At 61.7% G+C, this 17,639-nt stretch carries 16 protein-coding genes; 3 read left to right on the top strand and 13 right to left on the bottom strand.

All coding sequences use genetic code 11. The features are described 5' to 3' along the window. Positions 1-130: 130 nt before the first annotated feature. The 9 genes from AC3IUF_RS12865 to AC3IUF_RS12825 all read right to left on the bottom strand — a co-directional run bounded on the left by AC3IUF_RS12865 (position 131) and on the right by AC3IUF_RS12825 (position 9,884). Positions 131-820: a GntR family transcriptional regulator gene (locus AC3IUF_RS12865; RefSeq protein ID WP_007912527.1), complete on the bottom strand. Its 690-nt coding sequence runs from the start codon at positions 818-820 to the stop codon at positions 131-133. A 231-nt stretch (positions 821-1,051) separates the two neighbouring features. Next, positions 1,052-1,711, bottom strand: coding sequence for a DUF799 domain-containing protein (locus AC3IUF_RS12860; RefSeq protein WP_007912525.1), 660 nt, complete (start codon positions 1,709-1,711; stop codon positions 1,052-1,054). Then, entirely contained in the window at positions 1,708-2,079 is a 372-nt protein-coding gene (locus AC3IUF_RS12855) for a DUF4810 domain-containing protein (RefSeq protein WP_007912524.1), read from the bottom strand. The genes AC3IUF_RS12860 and AC3IUF_RS12855 overlap by 4 nt, the downstream gene beginning before the upstream one ends. Before the next feature lie 29 nt (positions 2,080-2,108). Further along, the gene (locus tag AC3IUF_RS12850; protein ID WP_161986630.1) at positions 2,109-2,795 is read right to left on the bottom strand and encodes a CsgG/HfaB family protein; all 687 of its coding nucleotides are present in this window, start codon (positions 2,793-2,795) and stop codon (positions 2,109-2,111) included. A 261-nt stretch (positions 2,796-3,056) separates the two neighbouring features. After that, positions 3,057-6,155, bottom strand: a complete 3,099-nt coding sequence (locus AC3IUF_RS12845) for an error-prone DNA polymerase (RefSeq protein ID WP_489281174.1) — start codon at positions 6,153-6,155, stop codon at positions 3,057-3,059. Then, complete coding sequence (locus AC3IUF_RS12840; RefSeq protein WP_463542933.1) at positions 6,131-7,546, bottom strand: Y-family DNA polymerase; 1,416 nt, start codon at positions 7,544-7,546, stop codon at positions 6,131-6,133. Before AC3IUF_RS12840 ends, AC3IUF_RS12845 begins: the two co-directional genes overlap by 25 nt. Positions 7,547-7,553: 7 nt before the next feature. Further along, entirely contained in the window at positions 7,554-8,171 is a 618-nt protein-coding gene (imuA, locus tag AC3IUF_RS12835; protein ID WP_489281173.1) for a translesion DNA synthesis-associated protein ImuA, read from the bottom strand. Then, a complete protein-coding gene (lexA, locus tag AC3IUF_RS12830) occupies positions 8,171-8,788 on the bottom strand; it encodes a transcriptional repressor LexA (protein WP_007912515.1) in 618 nt (205 codons plus the stop codon). The genes imuA and lexA overlap by 1 nt, the downstream gene beginning before the upstream one ends. A 178-nt stretch (positions 8,789-8,966) precedes the next feature. After that, entirely contained in the window at positions 8,967-9,884 is a 918-nt protein-coding gene (locus tag AC3IUF_RS12825) for a LysR family transcriptional regulator (protein WP_095113398.1), read from the bottom strand. A gap of 103 nt (positions 9,885-9,987) precedes the next feature. On the opposite strand from AC3IUF_RS12825, the gene AC3IUF_RS12820 reads away from it, so the two are divergent. The 3 genes from AC3IUF_RS12820 to AC3IUF_RS12810 all read left to right on the top strand — a co-directional run bounded on the left by AC3IUF_RS12820 (position 9,988) and on the right by AC3IUF_RS12810 (position 14,484). After that, positions 9,988-11,730 carry an amidohydrolase gene (locus AC3IUF_RS12820; RefSeq protein WP_489281172.1) on the top strand — a complete coding sequence of 581 codons (1,743 nt, stop codon included), beginning with the start codon at positions 9,988-9,990 and terminating at the stop codon, positions 11,728-11,730. Positions 11,731-11,877: 147 nt separating this feature from the next. After that, on the top strand, positions 11,878-12,615 hold the full coding sequence (locus AC3IUF_RS12815) for a TorF family putative porin (protein ID WP_489281171.1): 738 nt from the start codon (positions 11,878-11,880) through the stop codon (positions 12,613-12,615). Between the two features lie 210 nt (positions 12,616-12,825). Next, positions 12,826-14,484 (top strand): phosphoethanolamine transferase, encoded by a 1,659-nt coding sequence (locus tag AC3IUF_RS12810; RefSeq protein WP_489281170.1) that lies wholly within the window; start codon positions 12,826-12,828, stop codon positions 14,482-14,484. 123 nt (positions 14,485-14,607) lie between these two features. Here the strand turns inward: AC3IUF_RS12810 and AC3IUF_RS12805 are convergent, their stop codons facing one another. From AC3IUF_RS12805 to AC3IUF_RS12790, 4 genes are read right to left on the bottom strand one after another with little or no spacing between them, the layout of a single operon-like run. Then, positions 14,608-14,886, bottom strand: a complete 279-nt coding sequence (locus tag AC3IUF_RS12805) for a DUF971 domain-containing protein (RefSeq protein WP_007912501.1) — start codon at positions 14,884-14,886, stop codon at positions 14,608-14,610. Then, positions 14,883-15,845: a HEAT repeat domain-containing protein gene (locus AC3IUF_RS12800; RefSeq protein ID WP_489281169.1), complete on the bottom strand. Its 963-nt coding sequence runs from the start codon at positions 15,843-15,845 to the stop codon at positions 14,883-14,885. Before AC3IUF_RS12800 ends, AC3IUF_RS12805 begins: the two co-directional genes overlap by 4 nt. Further along, the gene (locus tag AC3IUF_RS12795; protein ID WP_007912497.1) at positions 15,842-16,690 is read right to left on the bottom strand and encodes an ABC transporter ATP-binding protein; all 849 of its coding nucleotides are present in this window, start codon (positions 16,688-16,690) and stop codon (positions 15,842-15,844) included. The genes AC3IUF_RS12800 and AC3IUF_RS12795 overlap by 4 nt, the downstream gene beginning before the upstream one ends. Further along, a complete protein-coding gene (locus AC3IUF_RS12790; protein WP_095113405.1) occupies positions 16,690-17,469 on the bottom strand; it encodes an ABC transporter permease in 780 nt (259 codons plus the stop codon). The genes AC3IUF_RS12795 and AC3IUF_RS12790 overlap by 1 nt, the downstream gene beginning before the upstream one ends. Positions 17,470-17,639: the final 170 nt, after the last annotated feature.

The raw sequence follows: 17,639 nt of genomic DNA, 5'->3' as shown, positions 1-17,639 counted from the left end.
TGACTCAGTGTCCTGTGGTGATTGCCCGATAAATCGCGACGCCATAACGACGCAACGCCCGTCTGTTTCGAGCGTCATCAGTCGTATTGGTTTCATATGAGGTATAGCCGATTTCATCCTCGCCCGAAGCCTAAACCCCGATCAGGTGTTTGAGCGGATGGTAGCCAGTTTTCATTTTGGCGGCGACGTCGAGAATGGCCTTCTCGATGCCGTTGAGATGCGTGCAGGTCAATTCGATGGCAGCGCTCTGATTACCGGCCTCGATGTATTCGATCAGACGCAGGTGCTCGTCGTCGCGGCAGACTTCATGGCTGTCGTCGTCCAGCGCCGCAGCATACAACGAGGCACGGGAAATCAACTTCTGGAACCAGTCGAGCAGCACCGGATTATTCAGGCTGCGCGCCAGTTTGATGTGGAACTCGCCGAGCAGATGAATCAGCCGCTCGTGGTCACCAGCGGCGTGCGCTTCGTCTTCCAGCAGCAGGTGTTCACGCAGGTCCTGCATCGCGGCGGTGTCCTTGCGCCGGCACAGTTCAGTGACGATGCCGATTTCGATAAGGCGGCGGGTTTCGAACAGCGAACGGATCTCTTCGTTGCTCGGCAGCGACACCGATGCCCCTTTATTGGGCTCAGTGGTGACCAGTCCGTCGGCCTCCAATTGCTTCAATGCGGCGCGCACCGACGTGCGGCTGACATTGAATAACTCGGCCAGCGAGGCCTCGCCCAGCTTCATCCCAGGGCGCAACGAACGCTTGCTGATCGCCTCGTAAACCCCTTGGTAGACGCGGTCGACCGTGGTTTCCGGTTTCTTTTCGGTCATTTGGGCACTCCTTTAACGTCGAGCAACTGAGTGTCACGCAGGATATAGCCTTCGGCGTCGAGATGCAGGGTCTTGATTGCACGTTGATTGCGGATCCCCCATGGGGGCGGCGTCGCTCTATCTATCTGCTCGTTGCAGGCAGGACACATGTGTTGGGAGGGGGGCGGTGAGCAGGCTCACTCCTGCGTTTGATCGTTCCCACGCAGAGCGTGGGAACGATCAGTACCGGCTTCAGTCAGTGCCGTACTTCGGCGAACGCGGGCCGTACAGCAGGCCTGCCCGGTGTCCGGCCGAGAGCAGACGATTGCTCGCCACACCGGCAATCGGGTAGCCGGCATCGGTGGAGCTGTTGATGATTTGCTTCACTGCCGCCGAGATCAGCATGCCGACGATACCGCCGGCATTGCTATTGCCGCCCTCTTCGCTCGACGCCCGGGCCGAACCGGTCCACAGCGTCGTGCCGCTTTTCAGGTCGACCAGTTTCGCCGTCGCGGTCACTGCCGTTTCGCTGCTGATCACCATGTAACGCGTACCGTATTCGGTCACGGTGATGTACAGCGCAGCGTCCGCACCGAAGATCTCCTTCAGTTTGCTCGGCGGGGCCTGATGGATGTCGTCCGGGGTGGTCAGACCGTTCTGGCGGAACGTCTCGTCAACCAGCGCGATCGGCAGCACGTAATAACCGGCTTCGGCCAGCGGGAAGGTCACCTGCGACAACAGGCTGTACGACGCCTTCACATCCGGCGAAGTGTTCAGCGGAGGCAGCACCAGAATGGTTTTCGGCCGCGCCTGTTTGTAGGCCGAGTAATCCACGGTCTTGGGCGCAACGCAGCCACCCAGCACGGTCAGGGCCAGACCGGCGGCCAGCAGTTTCAAGGTGCGCGCGATCATTTCGCGTCTCCGCTCTTGGCGTTTTTGAGCAGGAAATCCATGTACGTCCCGGATTCGGGGAACAGGGTTTTCTCGGTTTTGAACTGCTGCACCATCTGGTCGTCCTTGCCCATGCTCAGATAGAGCAGGCCAAGGTGCGCGTGGTAACCCGGCGGTACGGCCTTGCCGGTGGAGCGGATTTTCTGCAGGTCACGTTCCAGCGCTTCGGCCTGGGCTTCTTTCGGCTCTTCGCCTTTGAAGTATTCGTAGACCTGGGGCTCGTAACCTTCCCACTGGTACAGGGTTTGCGGGCCGGAGGCACAGCCGGCCAGCAAGGCACTGGCGGCCAGGGTCAGCGCCATTAACGAGCGCGACAAATTCAGAGTCATGGGGTGTTGCTCCTTGCAATGGGCGTCGATCAGTTGCCCGGTTTCCAGGCACCGGCGTTCATGCCATCGACCAGACGATTGATCGCCTCGCGCATGGCCAGATCCAGTACTTTGCCGTTGAGGGTGGAGTCGTAGGCAGCGGTGCCGCCGAAGCCGATGATTTCGCGGTTGGACAAGGCGTACTCGCCAGCGCCCTGAGTCGAATAGACCACTTCGGAAGTGCTGATGTTGACGATGTTCAGGTTGACCTTGGCGTAGGCCACTTGAGTCTTGCCACGACCAAGAATGCCGAACAACTGGTGATCGCCAGTCTCTTTGCGGCCGAACTCGGTGACGTCACCGGTGACCACGTAATCAGCGCCTTTCAAGCGTTGGGCCTGACCCTTGATCGCGGCTTCCTGCTGGATTTCACCCATGTTGTCGCGATCCAGCACGCTGAAGCGGTTGGTCTGCTGCAAGTGGGTGATGAGGATGGTCTTGGCCTGACCGCCGAGACGGTCAACGCCGTCGGAGAAGATCCCGCGCATGTAGCTGGAACGGTTGTCGAACTTGCCCACGGCCATTGGCACACGAACGCCGGTCCAGACTTGAGTGGCGCTTTCAACCTTGGCCACCGGCAGCGCGCGGGAGCTTTCGGTGGCGCAACCGGCGAGTGTGCCGGCAATCGTGCCGAGCACAGCAATCGCGACGCCTGAAACCAGCATCCGGGAGATCATTCTCACTGAATATTCCTTTTGAAAAACGGGGATGTCCCACCACGGCAATGCGCGGCGGGAGTTGAAAAGGGGCGGCATTATGACAAAGTGCCATCATTCGCGACAGGTTTTTTTGACGCCAATGAATTGGCCGCCTTGAACATTGATCGTTCCCACGCTCTGCGTGGGAATGCAGCCACGGACGCTCCGCGCCCGCTGTGACGCGGAGCGTCACGGGAAGCGTTACCACGCAGAGCGTAGGAACGATCAGATCAGGGCGCGCTAATGGAAATCGCGGCTCTGCACGCGGATGCCATTAAGCAGCGGGCTGAGGTCGCTCAAACGCCCGGCGATCAGGTGGCGCACTTCACCTTCGCGCTCCCAGCGGCCATCGACTTTCAGTAGTTGCGAGCCCACCAGCACTTGCCGCTGACGCTCGGCCAGATCACGCCAGACCACCACGTTGACGTTGCCGAATTCGTCTTCCAGGGTCACGAAGGTCACGCCACTGGCGGTGCCCGGTCGTTGCCGCCCGGTGACCAGCCCGGCGACGCTCACCGGCCGGCCGTGCTCGACGTCGAGCAATTCCTGCGAACTGCGACAGCGCCGGGCTTTGAGTTCGCCACGCAACAGCGCCAACGGATGCGGCCCCAACGTCGTGCCGACGGTGCTGTAATCGGCGTGCAGATCCTCGCCGACACTCGGTTTGGGCAGCTCCACCTCCGCCTCCTCCTGACTCGGCAGCCCGGCAAACAGACCCAACTGCTTCTGCACCCCGGCCACTTCCCAGCGCGCCCGATGCCGATGCCCAGCCAAACCGCGCAACGCCCCGGAATCGGCCAGTAACGCCTGCGCCCGACTGTCGAGTGCGGCCCGTTCGCCCAGATCGGCAACATCGGCAAACGCCCCGCGCGCCCGCGCCGCCTCGATGCGCCGGGCATCGTCTTCGCGAAAGCCCTTGATCATGCGCAGGCCCATACGGATCACCGGTTGCGCCGCTGTGGTGGTTTCCAGGCTGCAATCCCAGTCACTGGCGCGCACGTCGACCGGGCGGATTTGCAACTGGTGTCGGCGCGCGTCCTGGAGAATCTGATCCGGGCTGTAGAAACCCATCGGCCAGCTGTTGATCAGCGCACAGGCGAACGCCGCCGGTTCGTGGCACTTGAGCCAGCAACTGGCGTAGGTCAGCAAGGCGAAACTGGCGGCGTGGGATTCGGGGAAGCCGTAGCTGCCGAAGCCTTTGATCTGCTCGAAAATCTGCGCGGCGAACTCCGGCGTGTAACCGTTTTTCTTCATGCCGGCGGCGAGGCGTTCCTTGTGCGGTTCCAGTCCACCGTGGCGTTTCCATGCGGCCATCGAGCGGCGCAACTGATCGGCCTCGCCGGGGCTGTAGTCGGCGGCGACGATAGCGATCTGCATCACCTGTTCCTGAAACAGCGGCACGCCGAGGGTGCGTTTGAGCACCACTTCCAGCTCCGGTGACGGATAGGTTTCTTTCTCTTCTTTATTGCGCCGGCGCAGGTACGGATGGACCATCCCGCCCTGAATCGGCCCCGGGCGGACGATGGCCACTTCGATCACCAGATCGTAGAACTTCGCCGGTTTCAGACGTGGCAGCATCGACATCTGCGCCCGCGACTCGATCTGGAACACGCCAATGGTGTCGGCGCGGCTGATCATCTCGTAAGTCGGTTTGTCTTCGGCCGGGATCGTCGCCAGACTCAAGTCGATATTGCGATGGCGGCGCAGCAAGTCGAAGCAACGACGGATCGCACTGAGCATGCCGAGGGCGAGGATGTCCACCTTGAGCAGCCCGACCGCGTCGAGGTCATCCTTGTCCCACTGGATGATCGTGCGCTCGGCCATGGCGGCGTTCTCCACCGGCACCAGCGTGTCCAGCGGCTGCTCGGAAATCACGAAACCGCCGGGGTGCTGTGACAGGTGCCGGGGGAAACCGATCAACTGCCCGGTCAGGCTCAACACCCGGCGCAGCACCGGGCTGTCCGGGTCGAAGCCGCCTTCGAGCAAACGCTCGACCGGCGGCGTTTCATCGCTCCAGTGGCCGCAGCAATCGGCCAGTGCATTGACCTGATCCGGCGGCAGGCCCAAGGCCTTGGCCACATCGCGCACCGCGCCGGCGGCGTGGTAAGTGCTGACCACCGCCGTCAGCGCCGCACGACCACGGCCGTAACGGCGGAACACGTATTGCAGGACTTCTTCACGGCGCTCGTGTTCGAAGTCGACGTCGATGTCCGGCGGCTCGTTGCGCTCCTTGGACATGAAGCGTTCGAACAGCAGTGTGGTGCGATCCGGGTCGATTTCGGTGATACCCAAGGCAAAACACACCGCCGAGTTGGCTGCCGAGCCCCGACCCTGACACAGAATCTTCTGCTCGCGGGCGAAGCGCACCACGTCATGCACGGTGAGGAAGTAGCTTTCGTAGCCGAGTTCGGCGATCAGCTTCAGCTCTTTGTTGATCTGCCTCAGCACCTTGAAGGGCGCGCCCTTCTCCCAACGCCAGGCGATGCCTTCCTTGGTCAGTTGCCGTAGCCAGGCACTGGCGCTGTGTCCCTCGGGCACCAGCTCCTTGGGATATTGATAACGCAATTCGCCGAGATCGAAGGTGCAACGCCGGGCCAACTTCACCGACTCATCCAGCAAGGCCTGCGGATACAACTCGCGCAACACCTCGACGCTGCGCAAATGTCGCTCGCCATTGGGGTGCAAACGCAACCCTGCCTCGGCCACCGGCACGTGATGGCGGATCGCGGTCATGGTGTCCTGCAAGGCGCGGCGGCCACGGGCGTGCATATGCACATCGCCGCTGGCCACGGCTGGAATCTGCAACTCGGCGGCCAGCCCCAACAACGCCGCCAGCCGCTGCTGATCGTCCTGGCCACGATGCAATTGCACCGCCAGCCACAGGCGTTCGGCGAAGGTCTGCTGCAGCCAACGGCCCTCTTCCACATCATCGAGTGAATCCGGCACCCACAACACCAGTAATCCCGGCAGCGCTTGCTCAAAGTCCTCGCGCAGCACTTGATACTGACCTTTCTGCGTACGCCGCCGCGCGCGCGTGATCAAACCGCACAGCGCTTGATAGCCTGCAAGGTTCTCCACCAGCAACAGCAGTTTCGGGCCGTTGTCGATGCGCACTTCACTGCCGATGATCAGCGGCAACTCAACGGACTTCGCCGCTTGCCAGGCGCGAACGATGCCGGCCAACGTACACTCATCGGTGATCGCCAATGCCTGATAGCCGTGTTTTTTTGCCCGCTGAAACAGTTCCAGCGCACTGGACGCACCGCGCTGAAAACTGAAGTTCGACAGGCAGTGCAGCTCTGCATAACCGTCATTCATGCAAACCAGCCCTGCAGCCACAAGGGACCGCCCTCACCCACCGCGCGATAAGCCCAACCCTGTTGGCCGGTGCGGTTCTGGATCAGGTAATAATCGCGGCGCACATCGTCACCGTCCCACCAGCCGGATTCGATGCGTTCCGGGCCCATGAGAATCCGCGCCGAACCCTCTGCCACACTCTGCGGTTCACCCAATAACCAGCCCGGACGATGCACATTCGGCAAGCCTGCGCAGCGCTGTTTGTCGACGCCGTGCTGCCACGCACACTCCGGACGATGATCAGCCTGAAAGCGCAGCCCCTGCACGGCGTCATCACCCAAGCGTGCACGCAAGCGTTCGCGCAATTGCTCCCAGGGCAAGGTCTGCTGCGGACGGTCGTCGAACAGTTCCTGAAACTGCGGCACGAAGCTCGGCAGGTCCTCGGCACGCAGACGAAAACCACGCACGGGCGCCTCGACCTGCACTTGCTCGAGCCGACCACGGGCCAGTTCGAAGAGCATCGCCGGATCACGTTCGGCGCTGAGCAAACCGACTTTGATCACGCTGTCCGGCAGCCCGGCGTGTTCCAGATGCAGGTCGAAACGCTGCACGCCGCTGTCGCGCCCGCAAAGGAACGCCGACAGATCGCCAGTCAAACGCCGTAGCGGAAACAGCAGCGCCTGATGGGATTGCACGTCAAAGTTGAGTTCGATGCGCACATCGAAACGATCGGGCGGCAAGTAAAACTCCAGCGCCAAGGGTCGCGCGCCAAACAAGGTGTCGAGGTGCTTGAGCATCTGCGCTTCGAAGCGTCGGGCCAGCGCCTGACGCGGCAAGCTCTGCACCTGACTGAGGTTGCGCAGGCCCATGCGCGACAACGCCGTGGCCACGCTCGGCTCCAGGCCGACACGGTCGACGGGCAACTGGCCGAGGTGATGCTGCAAGGCTTCGCCGTCCGGCACCACCAAGCCATCGTAAGCATTGGCCAGTACCCGCGCCGCCACCGGATTCGGTGCGGCAACGATGCGATGGCGAAAGCCCAGATCGCTCAGTTCCTTGCGCAACCGTGCTTCAAACTGCGCCCAGGAACCGAACAGCCCCAGGCTCGATTCGATTTCGAACACCACGGCGCGCGGGTAATGCACGCTGACCTGCGCGCTGAAACCGTAGGCCCACGCGGCAAGAAACTGCTGCCAGTGCTCGACCTCGGCCACCTCGTAATCGGCGGTGGCAAACCCTTTGCTCATTGCTTGGGCGGCGGTCATCGACTGGCCAGCGCGCAACCCGAGTTTGCGCGCCGCCGGGTTGACCGCTTGCAGCACTCGACGCTGGGCCGGGCCGCTGAGCAGCACCAACGGCTCATCAGGATCGGGGCGCTGACGCAGCACGGCATCAAGGGCCAATTGCGGGAACAGAATACACACCCAGCGCATGGCGACCTCAGTGACCCACGGCAAAGGCAATCGGCGCCGCACGCGCCAAACCGCCACGGCACTTGAGCACGCGCAACTGCGCGGGTTTGGCATCGATGGCAATCCGTAATGCCGCCGGTGACGGATTGACCGCTTCGCTCAACGGACGCCAGGCAAACGCCAGGGTCTGGCCGGTTTCCGCCGCCACCTGCAAACGCCGCAACGCGCGGTCATCAGCCTTGTGCGGCCAGCACAGCACCGCGCCGCAACTGCCTGAGCGCAGGCATTGTTCCGCCGCCCACAAGGCATCGCGTTCATTGGCCTGAATCACCGACAACTGACGCAGATCGACCCCGGCGTTCTCCCACGCCTGCGGGTACGGCACGAATGGCGGCGCCACCAGCACAATGCGCTCGCCCGCCGCCGACAACCGCGCCAGCGTCGGCCAGACCAGTTGCAGTTCGCCGACACCGGGGCCGGCCAACAGGATTTCGCTCAGCGCCGCTTCCGGCCAGCCACCGCTGGGCAATGCTGCGTCGAGCGCGGCGTGCCCGGTGGGTTGCGGACTGGCGGCCGGCGGCGCAGGCCGGCCCCTCCAGACCTGGCCGCCATTGAACAGCGTATCCAACGCAACGACGGCGCCCATCAGCCTTGCCTCACCAGACCACAGAACACCCCTTCGATGGCCAGATCCTGATCGTCGCGCACTACAATCGGCTGGTACGCCGGGTTGCGCGGCAACAGCCGCACTTCATCGCCGAGCCGTTCGAAGCGTTTGATAGTGACTTCACCGTCGAGCCGCGCCACGACGATCTGGCCGTTGAGCGCTTCGGGATTGCGCCGTACGCCGACCAGATCACCGTCGAGAATGCCGTCCTCGATCATCGAATCGCCCTGCACCCGCAGCATGTAGTCGGGTGTGCGCGAGAACAGCGCCGGGTCGAGCAGCAAGCGGCTATGGATGTCGGCATCGGCGCCAATTGGTGCACCGGCAGCGACGCGGCCGAGCACGGGGATGTCGAGCAGCTCCGGGCGTGGCGGTTGCCCGAGCAGGCGAATGCCGCGGGCCTGATGCGGATTGACCTCGATAAAACCGGCTTCGGTCAGCGCGAGCACGTGCTTGCGCGCCACGCTACGCGAGGCGAAACCAAAAGCCTCGCTGATTTCAGCGAGGCTTGGGGGCTGACCGTGTTCGGCGATTCGATCGCGGATAAACGTCAGGATGGCGGTACGGCGGGGAGTCAGGTTCGTCATGGAGTACATTTGTACTCCTGTAGGATTTTCCTGACAAGCGCCACAGGTCGGCCCACCCCACGTTGATCGTTCCCACGCTCCGCGTGGGAATGCAGCCCGTGACGCTCCGAGTCACTGGACGCAGAGCGTCCCTAGAGGCATTCCCACGCAGAGCGTGGGAACGATCAGTACGATCAGTGCGGGGGGGTTAGCTCAGGCCGCGTTCGGCGAGAAATGCTGAGATGTAATCGATGAAGGCAACGACCTTCGCCGTGGCCCGGCGGTGGCTCGGGTACACCGCCAGAATGTGCGGGCCAAAGGTGTCCGGGTCGATCTCGTAATCGGCCATGACCCGCACCAGTCGCCCGTCGGCAATGTATGGCGCGGCGCTCCACAACGGCGTGTGCAGCAAACCGCGCCCGGCCAAGGCACTGGCCAGCAACAAATCGTAATTGTCACTGCGCAACAACGGCGCTGCGGGTTGCGCCAGACTCAAGCGCTGCCCGTCACGCTCGGCCCACCAGAATTCGCGGCTGAGTAACGGGTGCTGATAGAGCAGCCATTCATGCTGCTCAAGGGTTTGCGGGTTGACCGGCAAATCCTTGCGCGCCAGATATTCCGGGCTGGCGCACAACGCCAGACGATTGCTGCCGACCACCCGCGCAATCAGCCCCGGCAAGTCATCGTGGCCCTCGCGCAGCGCCAGGTCGTAGCCACTTTCCAGCAGATTGACGAACGCATCGCACAGATCCACTTGCAAACTGATCTGCGGGTATTGCTGCAAAAATCCGTCACACACTTGATCGAGAAACGCCCGGCCATAGGCCAGCGGGGCGGTGATTTTCAGGCTGCCGCGCAAGCCGTGCTGCAACTGCTCGATTTCCTCGCTGGCCTCATCGAGTCGCTGCAACACCAGCCGTGCGGTTTCCAGGTACACGCGACCGATTTCGGTGAGCAGAATCCGCCGCGTGCTGCGCTCGAACAGCCGTGCGCCCAGCTCCGATTCCAGGTGATTGACCGCTTTGGTCAGCGCCGACGGGGTCTTGCCCAACTGCTCGGCGGCGCGGCTGAAACTGCCGAGCTGCGCGGTGACCACGAACATTTTCAATGCACCCAACTTGTCCATGCTTTTTCCATTCAGGCAAAAACGTTTTTCGTGAGGGAGGCGTTCTGTCGGCCGTCGCCAGCCACTAATCTCGCCATCAGACGCAATAACAAGGAAATCTTCAATGAAAAGATTCATCCCGAAGCTGTTGGCTCTCGCTGTAAGTTTTGCCTCGATGGAAGCCATGGCCGCCGCCGATCTGGTGCTGCTCAACGGCAAGATCTTCACCGCCGACCGCACTCAACCCAAGGTGCAAGCCTTGGCCGTGGAGAACGGCAAAGTGCTGAAAGTCGGCACCGATGCGCAGATCAAAGCCTTGATCGAACCGGGTACCGAAGTCATCGACCTCAAGGGCAAAGCGTTGATGCCCGGCCTGATCGACAGCCATTCCCACGCGATTTTCGGTGGACTGGAAATGGTCTCGGCGAACATGGAAGACGAAGTCGTCGACCTCGACGAACTGCAAAAACGCCTGCGCGACTGGCGTGCAAACGGCAAGGCCAAACACGGCGATGTGCTGAGCATTGCCGGGATGAGTTCGGTTTACTGGGCGCAGGCCGAGGCCTTGGGCAACACCTTCAACAGCGGCGAATGGGCCAATGTGCCGGTGGTATTTATCGGCAGCGACCACCACACCGCGTGGGCCAACAATGTGATGCTCAAGCGCGCCGGCATCGACGCCGCACTGCTGAAAACCCTGCCCGACGCGGAAAAAGACACCATCGGCAAGCTGGCCAGCGGCGAGCCCAATGGATTTGTGGTCGACGCCGGTTGGGATCGGGTCGCCTCGAAGATGCCGGTGCCAAGCCCTGCCGACATGTTGAACGCCGCCAAATCAGCAGTGCGCTACAACAACAGCCTCGGCATCACCGCGTGGATGGACCCGGCCGCCAACGCCGCGCCGGGCGAAGCAGTGTTCGCGCTCAAACCCACCGAGAAAACCGTCGGCGTGCTGCCGGCCTATAAAGCCTTGTCAGAAAGCGGCGATATGAGCGTGCACGTCGCGGCGCTGCTGGTGGCCAACCCGAAAAGCGTACCCGCCGACCTCGACACGCTGGACAAGGTGCGCCAGCAATTCCAAGGCATCCCCAACCTGACCCTGCCCGGCATCAAGATCTTCGCCGACGGCGTGATCGAGTTCCCGGCGCAGAGCGCGGCGATGATCGACCCGTACAGCAACTCGCACAAACAGGGCGAACTGCTGATCGATCCGCAGCATTTCGGCGAACTGGTCAGCGCCATCGACCAGCGCGGCTGGCTGGTGCACATCCACGCGATCGGCGACCGCGCCGTGCGCGAAGCGCTGAACGGCATCGCTCAGGCACGCAAGGATCGGCAGAGCGGCGTGACCCACTCGATCACTCACCTGCAAATGGTCAACCCGCAAGAGTTCGCCCGCTTCAAGCCGCTCAACGTCATCGCCTCGATGCAACTGCTCTGGGCCAGCGCCGACGACTACACCACCGACATGATCAAGCCGTACGTCAGCGCCCTAGCCTTCCGTTATCAGTACCCGGCGCATTCGCTGCTGAAACAGGGCGCGACGATTGCCGGTGCGAGTGACTGGCCGGTGTCTTCGCCAAACCCGTTCAATGCCATGGCTCAAGCAATTACTCGCGTCGGCCCGTTGGGCGTGCTCAACGCCGATGAGCGTCTGGATCGCGACACCATGTTCTACGCCTACACCGTTAATGCGGCGCGGACGATTGGTCTGGAGAAGCAGATCGGCTCGCTGACGCCGGGCAAACAGGCCGACTTCATCGTGCTCGATCGTGATGTGTTCAGCGTCGATAACAAAGCCCTGCATGACACCAAAGTCCTGCAAACCTGGTTCGGCGGTCGTCAGGTCTACACCGCCACCCAATAACAACAAAATCTCCCCCATGTAGGAACTGCCGCAGGCTGCGATCTTTTGACTTTGATTTTAAAAACCAAGATCAAAAGATCGCAGCCTGCGGCAGCTCCTACAGGTTTACCTCCTGCCCCCATAACAATCACAACATCGGGACTTCACATGAAAGCCTTGCCCCTGTTCGCCCTGAGTTTCTTGAGCGTGCTGCCCTTGAGCAGCTTTGCGATCCCCTTGAACGATGATTTTGCGCTGTTGGTGGATCTCACTTTAGCCAGCGACTACCGGACCCGTGGCATCTCGCAAACCCAGAATGACCCCGCCGCACAGGCCGGCCTGACCCTCGCGCACAGCAGCGGTCTGTACCTTGGCGCGTGGAGTTCCAACGTCGATTTCGGCGGTGGCCTGAAAACCCGCCAGGAAGTCGATTACTACGGCGGCTGGCTGTGGCAGGCGACCGAGGATGTCAGCCTCGATCTGGGCTACATCAAATACGCCTACCCCAAGGAAAGCCAGTTCAACCAGAGCGAGGTCTACGGGATTCTCGGGGTGTACGGGGTGAAGCTGGCGGCGTATTACTCCAGCGATGCGCCGGGGATCGATAGCAAGCAGAGTTCGCTGTACACCTACATCGGTTATGAAACCGAGTTGCCGTTCGACTCGGGCTTGAAGCTGCGCTACGGCAATATGGATTTCAAGGATCCGCATTTGTATTCGGCGTCCGGGCAGGACGAAGACAGCTATCGCGAATGGGAAGTCAAACTCACCCACAATCTGGCCGGGGTGGTGTTGGGCCTGAGCTACATCGACACCGATCTCTCACAGAGCCAATGCCTGAGCAACTGGGGCTTCAAAGACGTCTGCACCGCCACCGTCGTCGCCAGCGTCAGCAAATCCTTCTGACCCACCGAAATCCCTCTGTAGGAGCTGCCGAAGGCTGCGATCTTTTGATCTTGATGTTAAGAACAACATCAAAAGATCGCAGCCTTCGGCAGCTCCTACAGGAAATGGGGGTCGAACTTGTTACAGGATGTTTACGAATTTTTTACTAATGCTCTTCTACAGTTACCCGCGCAACCGCGTGGTTTTCATTCATGTAGAGGGATGTTAGACATGGCTTTAGGCAACGGACTGCGTTTACCGTCCATCACGCCTACCCGACTGGTGCTGCTGTTTTCCCTGGCGCTGGTGGCGTTGTATAACCTGGCGACCTGGAAGGCGCTGGGCACGCTGATCACCCTGCAGGGCGCGCACAAAGTGGCGTTTTTCGCTTCGTTCGGGCTGTTTTTGTGGGCCGTGATCACCCTGCTGCTGACCCTGGTGTCGTTTCGCTGGACACTGAAACCGCTGCTCAGCGTGGTCGCCCTGCTCTCGGCCTGCGCCGCGTATTTCATGAACGAATACGGCATCACCATCGACACGGTGATGATTCAGAATGTCTTCGAAACCAACCCCGCCGAAGCCTGCGCACTGTTCAACGGCAAGCTGCTGGCTTACGTGCTGCTGCTCGGCGTGTTGCCAGCGGCATTGATCTGGCGTTGGCCGGTGAGTTATCGGCCGTTCTTTCGCGGCTTGCTCAACAAGGTGTTGGTGATCATCGCCTGCGTGCTGGTGATCGCCGCGTCGGTGGGCGCGTTCTATTCGACCTACGCGCCGATCTTCCGCGAAGAAGACAAGCTCACCCACTTCATCAACCCGACCAACTACATCTACGCGATCAGCAAATACACCAAGCAACGCCTGGGCATCAAAAAGCACTTTGTGGTGCAGGCCATTGGCGAAGACGCGGTGATGAGCGCCAAGGCGGCCAGCCGCGAGAAGAAATCGCTGATGGTCTTTGTGGTCGGTGAAACCGCCCGCGCCGATCACTTTTCGCTGAACGGTTATACGCGCGAGACCAATCCCGAACTGAGCAAACTGGACATCCTCAACTTCACTCAGGTGCACTCCTGCGGCACGTCGACGGCGGTCTCGGTGCCGTGCATGTTCTCGATGTTCCCGCGTGAGGATTACAGCGACAAGAAAGGCAAAACCTACGAAGGCCTGCTCGACATTCTCCAGCGCGCCGGCGTGCAAGTGCTATGGCTGGACAACAACAGCGACTGCAAAGGCACCTGCCTGCGCGTGCCGCATCGCGATATTGCGAAGAACCAGCCGGGGCTGTTCTGCGATGGCAACAACTGCCTCGACGAAGCACTGCTGGCCAATCTGCAAAGCTACATCGACAGCCTCAAGGGCCACGCGATCATCGTCCTGCATGCCGACGGCAGCCACGGCCCCGAGTACTACGAGCGCTATCCGAAAGACATGGAGCGCTTCAAACCGATCTGCCACACCAATCAACTGGGCAGTTGCAGCGGCGATGAACTGGTGAACGTGTACGACAACACGATTCTCTACACCGACCATTTCCTCGCCAAGGTGATTGAGCTGCTCAAGCGTAATCAGGACTCGCTGGACACGTCGATGGTGTACGTCTCCGATCACGGTGAATCGCTGGGCGAAAACGGTTTGTATCTGCACGCCGCGCCGTATGCGCTGGCACCTGAAGCGCAGACCCATGTGCCGATGGTGATGTGGTTTGGCGACGGCACGCTGGCGAGTGAAGGGATTGATCGCGGGTGTCTGCAAGGCAAGACCGGGCAGGCGGATTTGAGCCACGACAACCTGTTTCACTCGGTGCTGGGGTTGTTTGAGGTGAAGACCTCGGTGTATGAGCCGGGGCTGGATATTTTTCATGGCTGCCGGCCGGCGATGACGGCCACGAATTAACCAAACACTGAAGATCCCTGTGGGAGCTGGCTTGCCAGCGATAAGGCCGGCACATCCGGCATCTGTGTTGACTGACAAGCCGCCATCACTGGCAAGCCAGCTCCCACAGGGTAAATGGTGCTCTCAGGAGGTGAGGTTTGCCAGATAGGCCCACGGGTAGATGCCGCGTTGGTGGCCGTCGCTGAAGATCAGTTGCACGCCGTAGCCCTGGGGGTTGAGTTCGATCAGGCGCACGCGATCATCGACCATGGGCGTCAGGCCTTTCAGGCGAAACGCGCGGCATTGCGAGCATGGGCACTGGCGGCGCAGTTCGGCGTGGTTGAGCTGTTGTTCGCGGCCGTCCGGCCAGCTTAAACGCAAGGTGCCTTCGCTCTGCGAGTTACCGACTGACAGCGGGTTCATTGCAACTGACTCAAGGCAATGCGCACGGCTTTGCGCACTTCCGGATCGCCGTCATCCTGCGCGGCCTGCAAGGCGGCCACGGCGCCGCGATCATTGAGTTCGCCCAAGGCCAGCGCGGCCTCTTTGCGCAGGTTGCTGATGCGATGAGCAAGGGTGTCGATCAGCGCATCCAGCGCCGGTGCGAAACGCAGACGACCGAGGCTGCGAGTAGCGCGCAGGCGCACTTGCCAGTAGTCATCGCTCAAGGCTTCGACCAGTGCAGAGCCAGCGTCAATGTGGCCGACCTTGCCCAAGGTCGTCGCGGCTTCTTCGCGCACTTGCCAGGCGTCGTCCTGCAAAGCCTGGCGCAGGGCTGGCAACACTTCGGCGCTGGAGGCCAGTCCCAAAGCGCCAGTCGCAGCACGGCGCACTTCGGTGTCCGGGTCAGCGCTGGCCAATCGTGCCAGGGCGGGCAAAGCGTCGAGTTGCTTGAGCCAGCCGAGCACGCCCACGGCTTCACGACGAACGCTGGCGTCGGCATCGTTCAGCGCCGAAACCGCAGCCGGCGCGGCGTCGGCGAAACGCAACTCACGCAAGGCACGGAACGCAGCGATACGCACACTGACGTCGGCATGATCAGTCCACGGCAAAATCACCTGCCCCGCCGCTTCAGTCTTGAGCAGACTCAGGCTTTGTGCGGCGGCGGATTGCACGGCGGGCGACGGGTCGGTCAGCGCCTCGCACAAGGCCTGTACGACCTCAGCATCTTCCCAGGCCTCCAGTAAACGCGCGGCTTCAGCGCGGACTTCTTCAGCAGGATCCTGCCTCAGGCGATCAACCAGCCAAAGCAAGCCATCCGGCTCTTCCAGATCCGCCAGATCAATCAGCGCAATACGCCGCACACCAGCATCTTCAGCAGTCAGGCGCGGTCGCAGATCGAGAATGTCTTGGTTATCGGTCACAGCAAAAATAGAGGTCATAGGGCAAATCGCGGCAAAGGGTTTTCAGGAGGCAGGCCGAGCGGATTGAGGCGCGGCAGCGGTCGGTCGTTGTCGTGGCGCAGCAGGTCGAGGCAGTGGCGTTTGAGCCGGGAGAACTCGGGGCTGGTGACCAGTTCGCTGGTACGTGGTCGGGCGAAGTCCAGACGCAAGTCTTCAATGATTCGCCCCGGCCGCGCACTCATCACCAGCAAGCGGTCAGCGAGGAACAGCGCCTCGTCGATATCGTGGGTAACGAAGACCACGGTGGTGCGAATCCGCGTCCAGATGTCCAGCAGCAGTTCCTGCATGTTCAGGCGGGTCAAGGCATCCAGCGCGCCGAACGGCTCATCCATCAGCAACAGGCGCGGGCGATTGACCAGCACCCGGGCGATCTCGACGCGTTGCTGCATGCCACCGGAGAGCTGATCGGGCCAGCGTTCGGCGAAACCTTCGAGGCCGACCAGTTTGAGGATTTCGTCAGCGGCGCGATGGCGCTCAGCCTTGCCGATGCCACGCATTTTCAGGCCGAAAGCCACGTTGTCGCGCACAGTGCGCCACGGAAACAGCGTGTGATGCTGGAACACCATGCCGCGCTGCGGTGACGGGCCGGACACCGCCGCGCCATCGACTTTCAGGCTCCCGGCGTGAGCGCTCAAATGCCCGGCCAGAGCGCCGAGCAAGGTCGATTTGCCACAACCGGACGGGCCGAGAATACAGACGAACTGGCCGGGTTCGATCTGGCAATCGAGTTCGCGCACCGCTTCGAACGCCTCACGCCCTGCGCCGAGAACGATGGACAACTGGCGGATGTCGATCCGCCCTTCCGGGGTTTGCATCACGCTCATCAGGCTTTTCCTCGCGGTCGATGCCAAGGCGTGAACAGCCCGCCCAAGCGTTTGATCAGCAGACTGCTGCCCATGCCCAATACGCCGATCAGCAGCATGCCGACAACGATGTCGGCGTAGTTCTGAATGGTGTAGGACTCCCAGGTGTAGTAACCGATGCCGAACTGGCCGGAGATCATTTCCGCCGTCACCAGACAGAACCACGAGGTGCCCATGCCGATCGCCAGCCCCGTGATGATGCTGGGTGCCGCGCCTGGGAGAATCACCTCCAGCAGGATCGCCCGGCGCCCTGCCCCGAGGCTTTTCGCCGAGGCGATCAGGCGTGGGTCGACGCCCTCGACGCCGTGCACGGTGTTGAGCAGGATCGGGAACAGTGCGCCGGTGAAGGTGATGAAGACCATCGAAAGTTCCGAGGATGGGAACATCAGGATCGCCAGCGGGATCCATGCGACTGCAGGGATTGGGCGCAGGACTTCCAGTGGTGGCAGCAGCAGGTCTTCAGCCCATTTCGAGCGGCCGATGGCCAGACCGAGGGCGATGCCGATCAGCAGTGCGGCGAGGTAACCGGCGAACACGCGGCTGAGGCTGGCGATCAGGTGTTGCAGGAGCTTGCCGGAATCGCCGAGACCCAGTGCAGCTTCGATGACGGCCAAGGGTGTTGGCACGTTGGCGAAAGTGACGAGGCCGAGGTTCCAGTGGTGGCTGGCGGCGAGTTGCCAGAACAGCAGACAGAGCAGCAAGGATGCGGCTCTTGATGTCCAGCGGATGGGTGTTTTCATGGAGCGGGTTTCCAGTTCTGGATCTGTGTTGTGGCTGAGATTTACCCCCCTCACCCCAGCCCTCTCCCCCCAAGGGGGGCGAGGGGGAAAGGGAGCCGATCTTCATGCCTTTCAAGCCTGAGTTCGGCTCGGTATTTCCGGTCGGTGTACCTTGCCAAAACACCTCGGTC

The sequence above is a fragment of the Pseudomonas sp. KH_040 genome, from assembly GCF_057839305.1.
Note: the sequence above shows the minus strand (reverse complement) of the source record. Positions and strands in the feature narration are given on the sequence as shown.

Coding starts and splice junctions, on each gene's coding strand:
- AC3IUF_RS12865 (WP_007912527.1), bottom strand. CDS start 820: ATGACCGAAAAGAAACCGGAAACCACGGTCGACCGCGTCTACCAAGGG.
- AC3IUF_RS12860 (WP_007912525.1), bottom strand. CDS start 1,711: ATGATCGCGCGCACCTTGAAACTGCTGGCCGCCGGTCTGGCCCTGACC.
- AC3IUF_RS12855 (WP_007912524.1), bottom strand. CDS start 2,079: ATGACTCTGAATTTGTCGCGCTCGTTAATGGCGCTGACCCTGGCCGCC.
- AC3IUF_RS12850 (WP_161986630.1), bottom strand. CDS start 2,795: ATGATCTCCCGGATGCTGGTTTCAGGCGTCGCGATTGCTGTGCTCGGC.
- AC3IUF_RS12840 (WP_463542933.1), bottom strand. CDS start 7,546: ATGCGCTGGGTGTGTATTCTGTTCCCGCAATTGGCCCTTGATGCCGTG.
- imuA (WP_489281173.1), bottom strand. CDS start 8,171: ATGGGCGCCGTCGTTGCGTTGGATACGCTGTTCAATGGCGGCCAGGTC.
- lexA (WP_007912515.1), bottom strand. CDS start 8,788: ATGTACTCCATGACGAACCTGACTCCCCGCCGTACCGCCATCCTGACG.
- AC3IUF_RS12825 (WP_095113398.1), bottom strand. CDS start 9,884: ATGGACAAGTTGGGTGCATTGAAAATGTTCGTGGTCACCGCGCAGCTC.
- AC3IUF_RS12820 (WP_489281172.1), top strand. CDS start 9,988: ATGAAAAGATTCATCCCGAAGCTGTTGGCTCTCGCTGTAAGTTTTGCC.
- AC3IUF_RS12815 (WP_489281171.1), top strand. CDS start 11,878: ATGAAAGCCTTGCCCCTGTTCGCCCTGAGTTTCTTGAGCGTGCTGCCC.
- AC3IUF_RS12810 (WP_489281170.1), top strand. CDS start 12,826: ATGGCTTTAGGCAACGGACTGCGTTTACCGTCCATCACGCCTACCCGA.
- AC3IUF_RS12805 (WP_007912501.1), bottom strand. CDS start 14,886: ATGAACCCGCTGTCAGTCGGTAACTCGCAGAGCGAAGGCACCTTGCGT.
- AC3IUF_RS12800 (WP_489281169.1), bottom strand. CDS start 15,845: ATGACCTCTATTTTTGCTGTGACCGATAACCAAGACATTCTCGATCTG.
- AC3IUF_RS12795 (WP_007912497.1), bottom strand. CDS start 16,690: ATGAGCGTGATGCAAACCCCGGAAGGGCGGATCGACATCCGCCAGTTG.
- AC3IUF_RS12790 (WP_095113405.1), bottom strand. CDS start 17,469: ATGAAAACACCCATCCGCTGGACATCAAGAGCCGCATCCTTGCTGCTC.